This is a genomic window from Curtobacterium sp. MMLR14_010 (genome assembly GCF_001865015.1).
GTDB lineage: Bacteria > Actinomycetota > Actinomycetes > Actinomycetales > Microbacteriaceae > Curtobacterium.
Genome location: NZ_MJGV01000101.1, coordinates 97,151 through 114,339, shown reverse-complemented (window position 1 = coordinate 114,339; position 17,189 = coordinate 97,151). Strand labels below are relative to the sequence as shown.

Sequence of the window (17,189 nt, the reverse complement as noted above, 5' to 3'; positions counted from 1 at the left end):
CCGTGAGGAAGCGCAACCAGCGGGCGGTGCCCGCATCGACGCGGGCCGAGCCCGCCTACGGGAAGGACGACACGAGATGTCACAGTCGACGCAGTCAGGACGCCGCGACGCGGTCAGGGTCAGCCTGGACGAAGCCGAGGTGCGCGAAGCACTCCTCGAGCGGTCGCACGAACCGCGGGAGGGCGCAGCCGCCTTCGCACAGCTCGACGGCGCGGACGGGCTCACGCGCATCGAGTGAGTCGCGCCGCGGCCGGATCAGGACGCGGCACAGCCGGGAGGCCCGGCTCGCCCCCGCAGGGCGGGTCGGGTCCCGCGCGCGGTCGCGTCCAGACCGCAGGGACGACGTGGCACCCGGAGCACGGGCGTGCGGCGATGGCCGGAGCACGGGCCCGCGCTGGCCGGGGTCAGTGCGTGGTCGACGTCCGGTCCGTGGCGCCGATGATCGCCATGCCGGCTCCGCGCAGTCGGCGGCGCTCCTGGGCGATCCAGGCGATGAGGCGGTCGTTCGTCCCGGCGACGTGCGCGGCGAGCAGCTCGGCCGCACGGTCGGCGTCTCCTGCCTGCACGGCGTCGAGGACGGCACTGTGCTCGTCCCACGCGGCGTCGCGGGCCTCGGGCGTGCGGACCTCGATCCAGCGCGTGCGTTCGAGCCGGGTGAGGGCGTCGCCGATTGCGTCCGTGACGAACCGGTTGCCGCCGAGCGCCGCCAGGTCGAGGTGGAACGTCGACCCCATCCGGATCCCGGCCTGCTGGTCAGGCGTCGGACGCAGGGCGTCGAGGTGCGACCGGACCTCGGCGAGCGCTGCGGCGTCCGCGCGTTCGACGGCGAACCGGACGGCCGCGGGCTCGAGCACGCCGCGGAGTTCGGCGAGGGAGGCGATCTCGTCGAGGTCGATCGGCGTGACCGTCCAGGAGCGGCCCTCGTGCAGGATGAGCCCCTCGCGTTCGAGCCGCGACAGTGCCGCGCGGACGGGGGTTCGCGACGCGTGGAACCGGGCTTCGAGCCCGCGTTCGGAGATGCGCTCCCCCGGGGCGATCTCGAGCGTGAGGATCGCGGCGCGCAGGTTGTCGTAGAGCTGGGCCGTCTGCGACACGGGCGCTGCGTCGGTCGGTTCGGTCACGACGGACCAGCGTAGCGCCGGAGTGGACCGGATGGTATACCGTTTTGGTATACCAAACCGTTCCGCGACGAAACGACTCCGATGACGACGGCCGCCCCAGCGCCCACGACCACCGCCCGTGCGTGGTCGATGCTCGCGCTCGGCGTCGCCGCACAGGCCGCCGGCACGCTCGTCGTCTCGGCACCGGCTCTGCTCATCCCGTACCTGCACGCGCACGGCACGCCCCTGCCGGTCGCCGGGGTGCTCGCCGCTGCGCCGACCTTCGGCATGGTGCTGACGCTCATCGCCTGGGGAGCGCTCACCGACCGCATCGGCGAGCGGGTCGTCATCGCGGGCGGGCTCGTCCTGACGACCCTCGCGGCGGTCGGCGCATGGCTCGCCGCGGGTGACCCGGTGCTGCTCCGGCTGGCGTTCCTGGCGGGTGGGATGACGAGCGCCTCGACCAACGCCGCGAGCGGACGGGTCGTCGTGGGGTGGTTCCCGAAGGAGCGGCGGGGCCTGGCGATGGGGATCCGGCAGATGTCGCAGCCGCTCGGGGTGACGCTCGCGGCGGTCACGGTGCCGCAGCTCGCCGAGACGTCCGGCATCCGGGCGGCGCTCGTGCTGCCGATCGTGCTGTGCGCGGTGCTCGCCGTGCTGTGCGCCATCGGCATCGCGAACCCGCCGCGACCGGCACGGGGTGACGCTCCGGCGGCACACGTCGCGAACCCCTACCGGACGTCGGGCTTCCTGTGGCGCATCCACGCGGTGTCCGTCCTGCTCGTGGTGCCGCAGTTCACCCTGTCGACGTACGGGCTCGTGTGGCTCGTCGGGCTGGGGTGGCCGACGGCTGCGGCAGGCTTGCTCGTCGGGGCGTCGCAGTTCGTCGGGGCGATCGGGCGCATCCTCGTGGGCGTGTGGAGTGACCGGGCACGCTCCCGGGTCGGTCCGCTGCGGGTCGTCGCCGTGAGTGCTGCCGCGGTGATGGGGGTCATGGCGCTCGTCGACGCGACACACCTGGCGGGTGCGGCCGTGTTCCTCGTCGTCGCGACGAGTGTCACCGTTGCGGACAACGGGCTCGCGTACACGTCGGTCGCCGAGGCAGCGGGACCCTTCTGGTCCGGCCGGGCCCTCGGCGCGCAGAACACCGGGCAGTTCATCGCGGCGAGCGCCGTCGGTCCGGGCATCGGGGTCCTGGTCGGTGCACTCGGCTTCGCGGCGTCGTTCGGGATCGTGGCGGTGCTGCCACTGCTGGCGCTGCCGCTGGTCCCGCGGTCGGACCGGTCGACCGGGTGAGCGGCGGGCGTTCCGACCCATGACACCCGCGATGGAAGGTCGGATCGCGCGTGGGGGGGCTGGAAGAACCGACCTCCCACGCGCGATCCGACCTGCTGCGCACGGTACGACTGACTACGCGCGAGACGACCGCCACGCCGCACCCGCCACGCGCGGGCCCGGCGCCCGACTCAGGCCGGGACGGCCGGGCCCACCCGCCAGCGGAGCAGCGCGGACGCGGGCGCCCCGCTCGGCAACGACGCCGCGTTGACGAGCACGAGCTCGGCGTCGGTCAGCACGATCGCCCGGACGAGGGCGCACACCGCTGGCACCTGCCCGAGGACCTCGACCCCGCCCGCCTGCTCGGGCGCCGTCGCCACCCAGGGGGCAGCGGCGAGCGCGTACAGCGTCCGGTCGCCGAGTGCCCCGGCGTCGAGGGCGACCACGGCCGCCTGCGCCTGCTGCAGGGCATCGACCACGGGTCCGATCCCGCTGACGCTCTCGTTGTCGCCGCGACCCTCGTGCGTGCGCAGGAGGTCCTGCACGTCGTGCCGTCGTGACGCCAGGACCCGCGCGAGTGCCAGGTCAACATGCTGCACGAGCGCCTTCTCGGACGCGTCGTCGGCTCGCGGGTCGACGGCGACCTCGGTCACGAGGGCCTTCGCGGCCGTGGAGAGCTCACCGCGGAGCAGTTCGCGTGCGCGGATGTCCCCCGCCACGATGATGAGTCGGGGTGAGGTCTCGCGTACGGCCTCGTCGACCGCGGCTGCGACCTCGCCGGCGGTCTGCTTCCAGATCTCCTCGGTGTGGGCCTGCCAGTGCGGCTGCTTCCACCCGGTGCCGGCCTTGGCGTAGTGCAGCGTGTCGGTGCGGCCCTGGATGCGCTGTTCGTCCTCGGGATCCCCCGAGGGCGCGTGCCCGAGTCGGTAGCCGCGGAACCCACCGCCCTCGCGGCCGACCTGGACCACCAGGAACGGCAGGTCGAACGGGCGGTGCGCCAGGAGCGGGAGCAGGTCGGGGACCGCACCCGTGCCGACGGACTCCTGCCCGTGCAGGTGACCCGGCAGCACCTCGCTCAGCACGAGCTCGTCGTCTCGGACGAGCACGTAGCGGGCAACGGGCGCGGGGACGCCCGGCTGCTCGACGAGCTCCTCCTCGATGACCTCGATCGCCCGGGCCGAAGCGCCCTGCTGCTGCAGCGCGTCCGACACGGTGCGCCGCTGGAGGGCGGCCATCCGTCGGGGGTCCTCCCGGTTGCCGGAGGCGTCGACGTACGCCCACGTCCAGGAGCCTGGTGCCTGCAGCGCCTCGACGAGGTCCGGCTGCAGCGCCGTGGTCTCACGCGTCGTCTGCGCCACCGTCGACCACCTCGCTCTCGGTCTCCTCGCCGGTCTCGGTCGTGAAGACGGTGTCGTCGCCGCCCACGGTGTCCCCGGCGACCGCGCCCCCGCCGATCGCCCCGCGGCCGTCCGTGTCCGTGACGACGTCGGCGTCGTCCTCGGGCACGACGTCCGTGCTGTCGTCCTGCAGCTCGCCCTCGAGCTCGCCGTCGTAGCCCGATGCCCGGAGCGTCTCGGCGTCGTCGGTGTCGTCGGGGACCGGCTCGGACTGCCGGAACTCCTCGACGTGGCTGTTGCTGCCGTGGCCCTGGACGATGCTCTGCGCCTCGTGCGCGAGCTGCTCGTCGAGCTCTGGCCGGTGGGTGGTGTTCCCGCGTTCAGCCATCAGTGCTCCTCCCGTTCGTGTCGCCGGTGGCGATCGCCGTCGGCGGCCTTCGTGCTTGCTCTGAGTCCCCACCGTCCGCGCTCCGAGCTGACGCCGTTCCAAGGTCGGAGCGAACACCCAGGCCCGAACACCCATGGCCACTCGGGTTCCGTGGTTTGCTGAGCTGCAACCCCGATCAATGACGAACCGGAGTGCAGGCAATGACGCCATCACCACGACCACCGATCACCAGACGCCAGCTCTTCGGGTTCGGCATCGGAGCAGCTGCGACGGGTCTCCTCGCCGGCTGCGCCGTGCCGGGCTCGACGAACGTCAACAAGGCCGCGCTCGTCCCCGCAGCGGCGAAGGGCGAGACGATCCAGCTCACCTACTGGGCCTGGCTCAAGGACCTGCAGAAGGTCTGCGACATCTGGAACGCGAAGCACCCCGACGTGCAGGTCACGGCGAACTGGATCCCCGGCGGCAACAGCGGCGGGTACCAGAAGATGTACTCGGCGCTCGCAGCCGGCGGCGGACCGGACATCGGCCAGGTCGAGCTCCGGCAGATCCCCGAGTTCATGCTCGCCAACGGCTTGGTCGACCTGGCCCGCTACGGTGCGAAGGACGTGCAGGACCAGTACGACGAGGCTGCCTGGGCCCAGGTCTCCTTCGTCGACGGCGTCTACGGCATCCCGCAGGACACCGGCCCGATGGGGTTCTACTACCAGACCGCGATCCTCGAGCAGGCCGGCGGTGAACCCCCGACGACGTGGGACGCGTGGAAGGTCCTGGCCGACAAGGTCCGGGGCACCGGCAAGCAGAACTACCTCGAGGTCTTCCCGGTCGCCGACGCCTCGCCGTTCGCCGCGTACGCGCAGCAGGCCGGCGCGCGGTGGTTCAAGGTCGACGGGGACGAGTGGGTCGTGGACATGACCGACGACGCCACGATGCAGGTCGCCGACTTCTTCGACGGATGCATCGACGAGAAGCTGGTCGACACCAGCGCCAGCGCCTACACACCCGGCTGGTACGCCGCGTGTGCCAACGGTCGGATCGCCGCCGTCACGAGTGCGAGCTGGGGCGACGCGCTCATCGAGTCGATCCAGGGCGGCAAGGGCAAGTGGAAGGTCGCCCCGATGCAGAAGTGGAGCGACGACGGGTTCGGGTCGAGTGCGATCGGCGGCTCGACGGCCGCGGTGCTCGCCAACGCGAAGCACCCCAAGGAAGCGCTCGACTTCATCACGTGGATGACCACCTCGAAAGAGGGTGTGGACGCCATGATCAAGTACTGCGGCATCGGCTGGTCCCCCGCGAAGGACTACATCGGCGCCCAGCGCGAGCAGCCGAGCGCCTGGTTCTCCGGGCAGAACTACAACGAGGACGTCTTCGCGCCGGCGGCCAAGGAGCAGAACATCGACTGGTCCTGGTCCCCCGTCACGCAGTCGGCGTTCACGTCGCTGCAGAACCAGTTCCGCCGCAAGATCACCGGCGGGCTCAAGCTCAGCGACGCCGTCGAACTCGCCCAGCGCGAGATCGTCCAGTCGTTCAAGGACAAGGGCCTCAGCGTCAGGACGGCATCGTGAGCACCCAGACCCCGACCCAGACGCGCACCCCGGAGCGCACGCAACCGACCTTCCGCACGAGCACCAAGGCCACCCGGGCACAGAAGCGCGCACCGTGGGTCCTGCTCGCACCCTTCCTGGCGCTCTTCGTCCTGACGTTCATCATCCCGATCATCAGCGCCCTGTTCCAGAGCTTCACCACCGTCGACCGCAAGGGCCTGTTCGGCGAGGACGGCGTCACGGGCCGCTTCGCCGGCTTCGACAACTACGTCACGGCGTTGAACGACAGCGGCTTCGTCGCCTCGATCGGCCGCATGCTCCTGTTCGGCATCGTCCAGGTCCCGGTGATGATCATCGCCTGCACGGTCCTGGCACTGCTGCTGGAGTCGGCGAGCGCCCGCTGGCCGGGCTTCTTCCGGGCGATCTACTTCATGCCGTACGGCGTCCCCGGGGTCATCGCGACGATCCTCTGGTCGTTCCTGTACGTGCCCGGGCTGTCGCCGATCGTGTCGCTGCTGCAGTCGATGGGGCTGCAGCCGGACTTCCTCGGCGCGAACAGCGTGCTGTGGTCGATCGCGAACATCGTCACCTGGACCTACACCGGCTACAACATGCTCATCATCGTGGCGCAGCTGAAGTCGATCCCCGGCGAGGTCTACGAGGCCGCCAAGATGGACGGCGCCGGACCCTTCCAGGTCGCGTGGCGCATCCAGATCCCGCTCATCGCGCCGGCCCTGGTGCTGACGACGGTGTTCTCGATCATCGGCACGCTGCAGCTCTTCGCGGAGCCGCAGATCCTGTCCACGGTCGCCCCCGCCATCGACACCGAGTACACGCCGAACTACGCCGCCTACACGAACGCGTTCGCGTTCAACGAGTACGGCGTCGCGAGTGCGCAGGCGGTCATCATCGCGTTGGCCGCCTTCATCCTGTCCTTCACGTTCCTGGCGCTGACCAACCGTCCACCCAAGGACGAGCGCGACCAGCGCAAACGGGCCAGGAAGGACGGCCTGGAGGCTCGGCGCGCGCTCCAGACGCGCGCATCTGCCGGACAGGTGGTCACCAACCGAGCCGACCAGAGCCTCCCGGCCGGTCGCGTCGCGACGACCGAAGGGACTGAACGATGACCAGCGAAGCCATCGAAGCGCCGGCCACGGCGAAGACCGCGGTCCCCGTCGACACCACCTCCATCTCGGCGCACCAGCGCCGCAAGCTCGACCGCTCGCCGCGGTCGCAGATCGTCGTGACGGGCATCCTCGTCGTCGTCGCGCTGTACTTCCTGGTGCCGCTGTACTGGGTCGTGATCGCCGCGACGAAGACCACGGGGGCGCTGTTCTCGACGAACGGGTTCTGGTTCGGCGGCGACTTCGCGCTGTTCAGCAACCTGCAGCAGGTGTTCACGTACGACGGCGGGATCTTCGTCCGGTGGATCGCGAACAGCATCCTGTACTCCGGCGTCGGTGCGGTGCTGGCGACCTACTTCGCGGCGGCCGGCGGGTACGCGCTCGCGAAGTACGAGTTCCGCGGTCGGCAGCTCGTGTTCGGGACGATCCTCGGCGGCGTGCTCGTGCCGGGGACCGCGACGGCGCTGCCGCTGTTCCTGCTGTTCTCGACGATGGGACTGACCGACACGTACTGGAGCGTGCTCATCCCGAGCCTGGTCTCGCCGTTCGGCCTGTTCCTGTGCCGGGTCTACGCCTCGGCGTCGATCGACACCGCGCTGATGGAGTCCGCACGGCTCGACGGGGCCAGCGAACTGCGGATCTTCCACACGATCGCGCTCCGGCAGATGACGCCGGCGCTCGTGACGGTGTTCCTGTTCCAGGTGGTGGGGATCTGGAACAACTTCTTCCTGCCGCTCATCATGCTGGCAGACCAGAAGCTGTACCCGATCACACTGGGACTGAACAACTGGCGGTCCCAGGTGGACCGTCTGCCAGAGTTCTACCAGCTCACCACCGGCGGAGTGCTCGTCTCGGTCATCCCGCTCGTCATCGCCATCATCGTCCTGCAGCGCTTCTGGCGCGGGGGCCTCACGGAAGGATCGGTCAAGGGTTGACCTCCACCGCCACCGACGACCTGCACGCCACGACGCCAGGATCGGCGTCCCGACTGGCACCGAGGGCGTGGTTGCACACCGATGCACCCGCCCTGTCGCTGAACGGGGAGTGGGACTTCCGCTGGTCGCCGGTGGCGGACGCCCCGGACTTCGACGACCCGGACGGGTGGGGCACGCTGCCCGTCCCGGCGCACTGGGTCCTGCACGGGCACGGGGCGCCGAGCTACACGAACCTGCAGTACCCGTTCCCGATCGACCCGCCGCACCCGCCCGAGGAGAACCCCACGGGCGACCACCGGCGCACCTTCTCGCTGCCGACGTCGTTCGACGCGGCCGCCCGGGTGCTGCTCCGGTTCGACGGCGTGGAGTCGCACTTCCGCGTCTGGGTGAACGGCGAGCTCGTCGGGTGGTCGACGGGCTCCCGGCTCGCGACGGAGTTCGACGTCACGTCGCTGCTCCGGCCGGGGTCGAACGAGGTCCGCGTGCGCGTGCACCAGTGGTCGGCGGCGTCGTACCTCGAGGACCAGGACCAGTGGTGGCTGCCCGGCATCTTCCGTGACGTCACGCTGCTCGCTCGTCCCGCCGCCCCCATCGACGACGTGTTCGTGCGCGCGGGCTGGACCGCCACGACGGGGAACACGGCCTCGGCCGGGACCGCCGCGTCCGGCCGACCCGCGACGGGGACCGGCACGATCACGGTGCCGACGCTCGACGCGGTGTTCCCCGTGCGCTTCGCCGTCCCCGAGCTCGGCGTGTCCGTGCTCTGGGACTCCGCGGAGGACGTCGCCCCGATCACGGTCGAGGGTGTCGAGCCGTGGAGCGCCGAACTCCCCCGGCTGTACGACGCGACGGTCTCCTCGGACGGTGAGACGGTCTCGCTCCGCCTGGGCTTCCGCACGGTGACGATCGAGGGCGACCGGTTCCTGGTCAACGGCGAGCGCGTCGTGTTCCACGGCGTGAACCGCCACGAGACCCACCCCGAGCGTGGCCGCGTGTTCGACGAGGCCCACGCCCGAGCGGACATGGCGCTCATGAAGCGGCACAACGTCAACGCGATCCGCACCTCGCACTACCCGCCGCACCCCCGCGTGCTGGACCTGGCCGACGAGCTCGGCTTCTGGGTGGTGCTGGAGTGCGACCTCGAGACGCACGGGTTCCTCTTCGTCGACTGGGTCGGCAACCCCTCCGACGACCCGGCGTGGGAGGAGGCCTACCTCGACCGCATCGCGCGGACCGTCGAGCGGGACAAGAACCACGCGTCGATCGTGATGTGGTCGCTCGGCAACGAGTCCGGCACCGGGCGGAACCTCGCGGCGATGTCGTCGTGGGTCCGCGCCCGCGACGCCGAACGGCCCGTCCACTACGAGGGCGACTACACGGGCGAGTACACCGACGTGTACTCGCGGATGTACCCGACGCTGCAGGAGACCGAGTCGATCGGCGGCGGTCCGGCGACCCCGCTGCTCGAGTGCGGCCCGGCCGAGGCGGCACGGCAGCGCTCGAAGCCGTTCATCCACTGCGAGTACGTGCACGCGATGGGCAACGGACCCGGGCAGATCCAGGAGTACGAGGACCTGGTCGACCGCTACCCGCGGCTGCACGGCGGCTTCGTGTGGGAGTGGCGCGACCACGGGCTCCTCGCGCACACCCCCGACGGCACCCCGTACTACGCCTACGGCGGCGACTTCCACGAGGTCGTCCACGACGGCAACTTCGTGATGGACGGCCTGGTGCTGCCCGACGGCACCCCGACCCCGGGGCTGGCGGAGTTCGCGGCCGTCGTCGCTCCGGTGCGCCTGTCGGTGTCCCCGCTGCACGGCACGACCACCGCGGGTGGCGGCACCGTCCTGGTCGAGAACCGGTTCCACTCGGCCTCCACCTCCGGGCTCCGCTTCACGTGGACCCTGGCGCGGAACGGCGTCGTCGAGGCCACCGGACGCCTGGCGCCCGGCGTCGTCGCGCCGCATGAGTCGGCCACCGTGCCCGTGCCCTCCGAGGTGCTGGCCGCCGCGGCCGGTCCGCTCGCCCCCGGCGAGGAACTCTGGTTCGACGTCGTCGCGGAGTTCGCCGGGCCGACGGCCTGGGCGGACACCGGCCACGTCGTGGCACGCACCCAGACGCTCGTCGCGAGCCGGGTGGCGGAGGCGCCACGAGCCTCCAGTGCGGGGTGGGACGGTGACCGGCTCGGGGAGGCGACCTTCACGGCGCGCGGTGACCTGTCGACCTGGAAGGACCTGCCCGTCGCCGGGCCACGCCTGGAGCTCTGGCGGGCGCCGACCGACAACGACCGGCTGGCGTCGCAGGGCGGGTACGAGACCGCTGACCCGGTGTTGACGCACGGGGTGGGCGACCCGGACGCGCCGTCGTCGGCGTCGAAGTGGGAGGCGCACGGGCTCGACCGGCTGACGCACCGGCTCGTGTCGGTGTCGCGGACGGAGCACGGCCTCGTGCAGCGTGTCCGCGTGTCGGCGGCGAACAGCGGCGCGGGCGTCGAGGTCACGCACCGCTGGACCCTGACCGAGGCCGGGCTGCAGCTCGACACGACCGCGGTCCCGTTCGGCGCCTGGGGCATCACGTGGCCACGCATCGGCGTCCGCATCGACCTGCCGGCGTCGCTCGTCGACGAGTCGGCGGAGTGGTTCGGGACCGGGCCGCTGGAGTCGTACGCGGACTCCTCGCACGCGGCGCACGTCGGTCGGTTCGCCGCGCCGGTGTCGCTGCTGAACGTGAACTACTCGATGCCGCAGGAGACCGGGCACCGTCCGGACCTGCGCTCGCTGACGGTGGGGCCGTTCACGGTCTCGTCGGTCGGCGCTCGGCGGACCGGCTTCACGCTGACGCCGTGGACCGCGCAGCAGATCGGTCGCGCGGGGCACCCGTACGAGCTGCCGGTGTCCGACGCGCTGTACCTGTACCTCGACGCGGCGCAGCACGGGCTGGGGTCACGCGCCTGCGGGCTCGACGTGCTGCCGGAGCACCAGCTGTGGCCGGCGACGACGGCGTGGAGCGTGCTGCTGGGGTAGGGGCGGGGCCGGGCTGCCGGCGGCGGCGTGCGGCTGGCGGCGGCGCGAGGCGGCGGCGGGGTGCCGCGCTCGCACCCGCTGGCCGGGCTGGCCACACGCACCCGCGCTGCGCCCCGTCATGATCATCGCGCCCCGTCGTGACGGGGCGCGATGTCCGTGGGCGGGCGCGACCGGCAGCGCGCAGAGAGCGCCTCGCGGCGGCCCGCTACGCGCCCAGCGCGGGGAGCACGGCGGGGTCGGCGCCGTTCAGGAACTCCGTCAGGCGCTCGGGCTCGCCGGGCTCCTCGATCGCGATCGCCGCACGCCGCAGGGCGAACAGGGAGCGCAGCACCCCGCGGTTCGGCTCGTGCGACCACGGCACCGCACCGGCACCGCGCCAGCCGGCCTTGCGCAGCGAGTCGAGTCCGCGGTGGTACCCGACGCGGGCGTAGGCGTAGGACTCCAGCGTCGCGCCACGCTCCCAGGCCTCGTCCGCCAGGAGCGCCCACGCCAGGCTCGACGAGGGGTGCGCGACGACCACGGAGGCCACGGGGGCGTTCGCGGTGAGCGCGGCGTCCACCGACGGGTCGGCGGGCAGCAGGGTCTCGGGGTTGGCCGACGGGGTCGGCAGCAGGTTCTCGGGCATGCCTCCACCCTGTCATCCCTTGCGCCCGCGTGGGGACCGGGCCTACCGTGGTGCCACCTCGTCGTCATCACGAGGCCCCCGGGGCGGGAGACCGACCGGCGGCTCGGATGACGGACACGGGGGTCCCCGACGGAAGACGACGGATTGCTCTCGATCACCGGTCCTGCTCAGCCCACGCGCTGACACCGTGATCGCGCGCCCCGTCGGGCGCTCCACCGCACCGCGGTGGCTCGGTGTCGTGCGCCCAGCACCGACACCGGGGAGACACCTCCATGCCCACCAGCCCATCCGTCGTCCTGCACGACCTCAGCTACACCTGGCCCGACGGCACCGTCGCGCTCGACCACCTCACCGCCGCCTTCGGGTCGGGCCGCACCGGTCTGGTCGGGAGGAACGGGGCCGGCAAGTCCACGCTCGTCCGGCTGGTCACCGGTCGGCTCCAGCCCACGTCGGGTTCCGTCCAGACGTCGGGTCCCGTCGACGTCCTGCCCCAGCGGCTGCTCTCCGCGGCCGACGGAGCCCGGGTGACCGACACCGTGGCGGACCTGCTCGGCGTCGGACCGTCGCTCGCGGCACTCCGCGCGATCCTCGGCGGGGACCCGGACCCGGCGCACTTCGACGTCCTCGGTGACGACTGGGACGTCGAGGAGCGGGCGACCGCCGCCGTCGATGCCCTCGGCCTGGACCTCGACCGCCCGGTGTCGACGCTCTCCGGCGGGCAGGCCGTGCTCGTCGCCATCGCGGGGATCCGCCTGCGTGGTCGGCCCATCGCGTTCCTCGACGAGCCGACGAACAACCTCGACCGCCGGGCGCGCGCGATGCTCCTCGACGTCGTGGACTCCTGGCGCGGGACCCTGGTCCTCGTCAGCCACGACCGGGAACTCCTGGAGCACGTCGACGAGACCTGCGAGCTCCGTACCGGGTCGGTCACGGTCTTCGGCGGCACGTTCTCGGCGTACGAGGAGCACCTCGCCGTGCAGCAGGCCGCCGTCGAGCGCGAGGTCCGCGTCGCCGAACAGCGACACCGCGCCGAGAAGCGGCAGCGCATCGCCGCCGAGACGACCATCGCCCGACGCGCCAAGGCGGGCGAGAAGGCCGGCCGGTCGATGCCGAAGTCGTACGCGAACGAGATGCGGAAGCACGCACAGGAGACCGCTGGCCGGCTCCGCGTCGGGTTCGCCGACGACGAGGCCGCGGCACTGGCGACGAAACGCGAAGCCGAACTCCGGCTCCGCGACGACGAGTCCGTGCACGTCGAGCTGCCCGACCCGCACGTGCCCGCGTCGCGCCGCATCGCCACGTTCACCGTCCGGGGTCGGGTCACCGTCGTGCAGGGGCCCGAGCGCGTCGCCGTCGGTGGGGACAACGGCATCGGCAAGACGACCCTGCTCGAGCAGCTCGTCGGCGTACCGACCGCGCGGGCGCACCCGCTCCCCGGCACGGGAGCCGTCGCGCACGTCGAGCAGATCGCGTACCTGCCGCAGCGGAAGGACTCACTCGACGACGCCGCCACCGTGCTCGAGAACGTCCGCCGGAGCGCCCCGCACGTGCCGCCCGCCGAACTCCGGAACCGCCTGGCACGGTTCCTGGTCCGCGGGGACGCCGTCGACCGCCCGGCCGGCGCCCTGTCCGGCGGCGAGCGCTTCCGTGTCGCCCTGGCCGGACTGGTGTTGGCGGACCCGCCGCCGCAGCTCCTGGTGCTCGACGAACCGACGAACGACCTCGACCTGGCGAGCGTCGACCAGCTCGTCGACGCGCTGCGGGCGTACCGCGGAGCCGTCGTCGTCGTGAGTCACGACGAGTCCTTCCTGGACCGGCTGGACCTCGACGTGCGGCTCGACCTGTCGTCGGGGTGAGCGACGACAGGTCGAGCCGATGTCGCAGCGGGTCAGTCGGCGTCGGCGTCGGTGGCGCTGCGCCGACGGGCGACGAGGTTCGTGGTGACACCGAGCACGAGCAGGGCGAGCGCGGCGAGCGCCGCGACCGACAGGCCGATGACGCCGGTGAACGCGAGCTCCTCGGGCGTCTCGGTCGGCAGGGACAGCTCCGCCTCGGGCAGCTCGACGTCCGCGCCCTGCGGATCGGTCGCCCCGACCAGGACGTGTGCACGGAAGCTGCCACGCTCGACGTCCTCCGCCGTGGCCGTCCGCACGCTGACGCACGTCGTCTCGGCACCGGGTGCGAGGTCATCCGCGACGCACTGCTGCGCGTCCGTGTCGGCTTCGGTCGCGTGGATGTCGGAGAGCGTCACCGACCCGGCGTTCCGGATCGTCGTGGTCAGCGTCACACGGTCACCCGCGGACACCGGGCCCTCCGTGTCCGCCGACAGCGTGGTGGCGCCCAGGACCGTCCGCGGGACGTCGACCGTCACCGAGGCCGGTGCGAGTTCCACGTCGTCACCGGACGGCGTCCGGGCGGTGCCGGCCACGGCCTCCCGGATGGCTCCGTGGTCCACGTCCGCCTGCGTGACGGTCCGCTCGTAGGAGCAGGTCACCGTCGCCGCCGGTGCGAGCACGTCGGTGTCACAGGCCGGGGAACCGTCGTCCGCACGCTCGGAGGTCGCCCCGCCGAAGGCCGCGAGGCGGCTGGTGGCGAGGGCGTCGAGCGTGACGTTGCCGTGGTTCGTCACCGTGGCGGTGAAGCGGACGACCGTCCCGACGGCGAGGTCACCCTGCGGCTCGGCGGTCAGCGTGAGCGATGCCCGCGGGTCGGCGTCGATCGGCACGCTGATCGCGGCGGCGGGGATCGCCACCTGCGCGCCGTCCGGTGCGGCGGCGGTCCCGGTGGCGCGGACATCGATCGTGCCGGCGTCGACGTCTCCCTGCGTGACGGTGGTCGTGATCGTGCAGGTCACGGTCGCACCGGGCGCCACGGGCCCGTCGGCGCACACGGCCTCCTGGTCGTCCGCGACGTCGAGTGCGATGCCGGTGAGCGTCACGGTGCCCGTGTTCGTCACGGTCGCGTCCACCGTCAGGTCGGTCCCCGGCACGAGCGGGTCGTGGGCACCGACAGCCAGGGCGAGCGTGGTCGACGGAGCCGCGGCGATGGCGACACGCACCTCGGTGTCGGCGAGCTGCACACCGGACTCGGTCGGCGTCGTGCCGAGCACCCCGGTGCGGACGGAGAACCCCCCGGCGTCCACGTCCGCCTGGCTGACGACGGTGGTCACCACGCACTCGACGCGGGCCCCCGGCGCGACGGGTGCCGCGTCGCAGGTCGCGGCGTCACCCCGGTCGGGGAGCAGGGCGAGGTCGCGGATCGTCACGTCGCCGGTGTTCTCGGCGGCGACGGTGACGGTCACCGTGTCACCGACGGACGGCTGCGAGTCCGCATCGGAGGTGCTGGTCGCCACGAGTGCGGGGTGCTGGGCGATCGCAGCCTCGGCCGTCGGCTCCGCACGCTCCGCGTGCACGCCGTCGGGCGAGGTCGCGGAGACGACGCTCGCGAACCGGACGGTCCCGGCGTCGACGTCGGCCTGCGTGAGCACCTGGGTCGAGGTGCACGTGGTCCCGGCACCCGGCGCGAGGAGCACCGCGTCGCAGGCCCCACCGGCGAGTCCGACCGCCGACATCGTCATGTTCCCGGAGTTCGTGATCGTGGTGGTCCAGGTCACCTGGTCACCGAGGCCGGTGTGCTCCGTGACGTCCGAGACCACGGAGGCCGTCAGGCCTGGCGCGGCTCCGATGACGTCGGAGGACGTCGGACGGGCCAGTTCGGTGACGGCGGCACCCGGCGCAGCGGCACTGACGACGACCTCGCGGTCGAGGGAGCCGTGGTCCACGTCGGCCTGCGTGATGCTGGCAGACGAGACGCACGTCGTCGAGGCACCGGGAGCGAGATCGGTGACGGTGCACGTCGCCGCACCGTCCGGGGTCCCCACGACGAGACCGGACAGGCTGACGTTCCCGGTGTTCCGGACGGTCGTGGTCCACGTCACCGTCTGTCCGACCTCCGGATCGGCACCGGCGTCGCTCGTCAGGGTCGCGGACGCGCCAGGCGAGGCCGGGACGGGGTCGGACGCCTGGACCGAGCCGCGGACAGCGCGGTCACCCGAGGGAGCCGTCGCGACGACGTCGGCGGTGAACTCGAGGACACCGGCGTCGATGTCCGCCTGGGTCAGCGGCGCCCGGACGACGACGCAGTCCGTGGCGGCCCCCGGGGCGAGGGTGGTGTCGGTGCAGGAGACCACGTCACCCGTCGACGGGTCCACCGCGACGTCGGCGAGGGTGACGTTGCCCGTGTTCGTGACGTGCACCGTCGCGGTCACCACGTCGCCGACCGACGGGACGGCGGCTGCGTCGGTGTCGACCGTTGCGTCGAGGAGCGGTGCGGCGACCGCAACGTCACGCACGTCGTCCGCACCCATGCGTGCCGATGATCCACCGGGGGCCGCGGCGGTGACCGCGACGTGCTGCGCGACGAACCCGGCGTCGACGTCCGCCTGGGTCACGGTGTACTCGGCTGAACAGGTCGTCGACGCCCCCGGCGCGATCGATCCGGACGCGCAGGCCGTCGCGCGACCGATCGAGACCGTCGAGGCGACGGAGCCGAGCGTCACGGTGCCGGTGTTCGTCACCGTCGTCGTGTACCGGATGGTCTGTCCGACGGTGACGGATGCACCGGCGTCCGAGACGGTGCTGACCGTCGCGGCTGACTCCTGGTCGAGCGCCTGCTCGAGTTCCGCCCGCGTGCTGACGTCACGCCCGTCGGCCGCACTGGCCGTCAGTTCAGCGGCGAACGCGGCGGACCCGGCGTCGAGGTCGTCCTGGGTCAGGCGACGGTCGATCCGGCACGTCGTGCTGGCACCGGCGGCGAGGTCCGACGCGTCGCACTCCGCGGCGTCGTCGCGGTCGGACCGGACGGAAAGCCCCGTCAGACCGACGGTGCCGGTGTTCTCCGCCCGCACCGTGTAGTGCACCACGTCGCCGGCCACTGCCGACGCGGCGAGGTCCGAGGTCACCGCGCCGGTGAGCTCCACCGCACCGACGACGGCGACCGCGGCCTCAGCACTGCCCAGGGCGACCGTGGCGCCGCGGGGAGTACGCCCCGTCCCCGTCAGCTCCGTCGACGCCGTCCCCGCGTCGACCTCTGCCTGGGTCAGGGGGCGTCGGGCCTCGCAGTCGAGCGTGTCGCCCGCGTCCACGTCGGGACGGTCGCACCCGACGGAGGAACCGTCGGCCAGGACGAGGGACAGGTCGCGCAGCCGGACCTTGCCGGTGTTCTCCGTCGAGATCGACCAGACCAGGTCGTCACCGGCACCGATCCGCCCGTCGTCGTTCGTGTCCTCGGTCCGTCCGGTGAGCGCCACCGTGCCGCTCGGTTCCTCGGGGATCGCGAACAGGACGATCGGCTTCGTGGAGAGCAGGTCGAGAGCACTGCCGGCGTTGCCGTCTCCGAGGTAGCGACCGTTCGTCGCCGCGCCAGGGGTCTCGACGCGGAAGGTGAAGAACCCCTCCGCGGTCAGCTCCGACCGGAACGTCAGACAACCGCTGCCGTCGCCGGTCCTGATCCCGACCAGCCCGGAGTCCGTCGGGGACTGCATGAGCGGGACGCAGGTGCCGTCGACCTCGAGCACGCCCGTCTCCCCCACAGCTGGGTAGCGCACGGTGACGGGCTGCGGGTTGGAGTCCACCCAGTCACCGGAGTCGCGGATGCCGACGTAGCTCGACTTCGTCGAGTTCTGCAGCGGACCGCTGAGCATCTCGTCGGTGCTCGCGGCGCGCGCGGGGTCTGGTGGGAGCACCAGGAGCGTGGTGCCGGTGACGGCGAGGACGGACATCAGCGACAGGACGCTGATCGGACGGGGGAAGGACATGCAGGACTCCGTTACAGGGGGGAACC

Annotated in this window: 12 protein-coding genes; 7 read left to right on the top strand and 5 right to left on the bottom strand. The window is 72.3% G+C overall.

Going from position 1 to position 17,189, the window contains the following annotated elements; translation table 11 throughout:
• Positions 1–76 precede the first annotated feature (76 nt).
• A complete protein-coding gene (locus BIU98_RS19665) occupies positions 77–238 on the top strand; it encodes a hypothetical protein (RefSeq protein WP_175481420.1) in 162 nt (53 codons plus the stop codon).
• 166 nt (positions 239–404) lie between these two features.
• On the opposite strand, the gene BIU98_RS18075 is transcribed toward BIU98_RS19665, so the two are convergent.
• Positions 405–1,121 carry a GntR family transcriptional regulator gene (locus BIU98_RS18075; RefSeq protein WP_139200829.1) on the bottom strand — a complete coding sequence of 239 codons (717 nt, stop codon included), beginning with the start codon at positions 1,119–1,121 and terminating at the stop codon, positions 405–407.
• Positions 1,122–1,202: 81 nt separating this feature from the next.
• Between BIU98_RS18075 and BIU98_RS18070 the strand changes: the two genes are divergently transcribed.
• Entirely contained in the window at positions 1,203–2,396 is a 1,194-nt protein-coding gene (locus tag BIU98_RS18070; RefSeq protein WP_071279658.1) for an MFS transporter, read from the top strand.
• A gap of 170 nt (positions 2,397–2,566) precedes the next feature.
• On the opposite strand, the gene BIU98_RS18065 is transcribed toward BIU98_RS18070, so the two are convergent.
• Positions 2,567–3,733 carry a Vms1/Ankzf1 family peptidyl-tRNA hydrolase gene (locus BIU98_RS18065; protein ID WP_083393388.1) on the bottom strand — a complete coding sequence of 389 codons (1,167 nt, stop codon included), beginning with the start codon at positions 3,731–3,733 and terminating at the stop codon, positions 2,567–2,569.
• Positions 3,714–4,100: a hypothetical protein gene (locus BIU98_RS19660; RefSeq protein WP_071279656.1), complete on the bottom strand. Its 387-nt coding sequence runs from the start codon at positions 4,098–4,100 to the stop codon at positions 3,714–3,716. The genes BIU98_RS18065 and BIU98_RS19660 overlap by 20 nt, the downstream gene beginning before the upstream one ends.
• A gap of 200 nt (positions 4,101–4,300) precedes the next feature.
• Here BIU98_RS19660 and BIU98_RS18055 point away from each other — a divergent pair, with 200 nt between their 5' ends.
• From BIU98_RS18055 to BIU98_RS18040, 4 genes are all read left to right on the top strand, one after another.
• The gene (locus tag BIU98_RS18055) at positions 4,301–5,662 is read left to right on the top strand and encodes an ABC transporter substrate-binding protein (protein WP_071279654.1); all 1,362 of its coding nucleotides are present in this window, start codon (positions 4,301–4,303) and stop codon (positions 5,660–5,662) included.
• Between the two features lie 101 nt (positions 5,663–5,763).
• Positions 5,764–6,768: a carbohydrate ABC transporter permease gene (locus BIU98_RS18050; protein ID WP_254788025.1), complete on the top strand. Its 1,005-nt coding sequence runs from the start codon at positions 5,764–5,766 to the stop codon at positions 6,766–6,768.
• On the top strand, positions 6,765–7,700 hold the full coding sequence (locus BIU98_RS18045; RefSeq protein ID WP_139200828.1) for a carbohydrate ABC transporter permease: 936 nt from the start codon (positions 6,765–6,767) through the stop codon (positions 7,698–7,700). Before BIU98_RS18050 ends, BIU98_RS18045 begins: the two co-directional genes overlap by 4 nt.
• Positions 7,697–10,723 (top strand): glycoside hydrolase family 2 TIM barrel-domain containing protein, encoded by a 3,027-nt coding sequence (locus tag BIU98_RS18040; RefSeq protein ID WP_071279652.1) that lies wholly within the window; start codon positions 7,697–7,699, stop codon positions 10,721–10,723. Before BIU98_RS18045 ends, BIU98_RS18040 begins: the two co-directional genes overlap by 4 nt.
• Before the next feature lie 205 nt (positions 10,724–10,928).
• On the opposite strand, the gene BIU98_RS18035 is transcribed toward BIU98_RS18040, so the two are convergent.
• Positions 10,929–11,348, bottom strand: a complete 420-nt coding sequence (locus tag BIU98_RS18035) for a DUF3151 domain-containing protein (protein WP_071279649.1) — start codon at positions 11,346–11,348, stop codon at positions 10,929–10,931.
• A 272-nt stretch (positions 11,349–11,620) separates the two neighbouring features.
• On the opposite strand from BIU98_RS18035, the gene BIU98_RS18030 reads away from it, so the two are divergent.
• On the top strand, positions 11,621–13,204 hold the full coding sequence (locus BIU98_RS18030; RefSeq protein ID WP_071279647.1) for an ABC-F family ATP-binding cassette domain-containing protein: 1,584 nt from the start codon (positions 11,621–11,623) through the stop codon (positions 13,202–13,204).
• A gap of 32 nt (positions 13,205–13,236) precedes the next feature.
• Here BIU98_RS18030 and BIU98_RS18025 read toward each other — a convergent pair whose 3' ends face one another.
• Positions 13,237–17,163, bottom strand: a complete 3,927-nt coding sequence (locus BIU98_RS18025; RefSeq protein WP_071279645.1) for a hypothetical protein — start codon at positions 17,161–17,163, stop codon at positions 13,237–13,239.
• Positions 17,164–17,189 lie beyond the last annotated feature (26 nt).

Coding starts and splice junctions, on each gene's coding strand:
- BIU98_RS19665 (WP_175481420.1), top strand. CDS start 77: ATGTCACAGTCGACGCAGTCAGGACGCCGCGACGCGGTCAGGGTCAGC.
- BIU98_RS18070 (WP_071279658.1), top strand. CDS start 1,203: ATGACGACGGCCGCCCCAGCGCCCACGACCACCGCCCGTGCGTGGTCG.
- BIU98_RS19660 (WP_071279656.1), bottom strand. CDS start 4,100: ATGGCTGAACGCGGGAACACCACCCACCGGCCAGAGCTCGACGAGCAG.
- BIU98_RS18055 (WP_071279654.1), top strand. CDS start 4,301: ATGACGCCATCACCACGACCACCGATCACCAGACGCCAGCTCTTCGGG.
- BIU98_RS18045 (WP_139200828.1), top strand. CDS start 6,765: ATGACCAGCGAAGCCATCGAAGCGCCGGCCACGGCGAAGACCGCGGTC.
- BIU98_RS18035 (WP_071279649.1), bottom strand. CDS start 11,348: ATGCCCGAGAACCTGCTGCCGACCCCGTCGGCCAACCCCGAGACCCTG.
- BIU98_RS18030 (WP_071279647.1), top strand. CDS start 11,621: ATGCCCACCAGCCCATCCGTCGTCCTGCACGACCTCAGCTACACCTGG.
- BIU98_RS18025 (WP_071279645.1), bottom strand. CDS start 17,163: ATGTCCTTCCCCCGTCCGATCAGCGTCCTGTCGCTGATGTCCGTCCTC.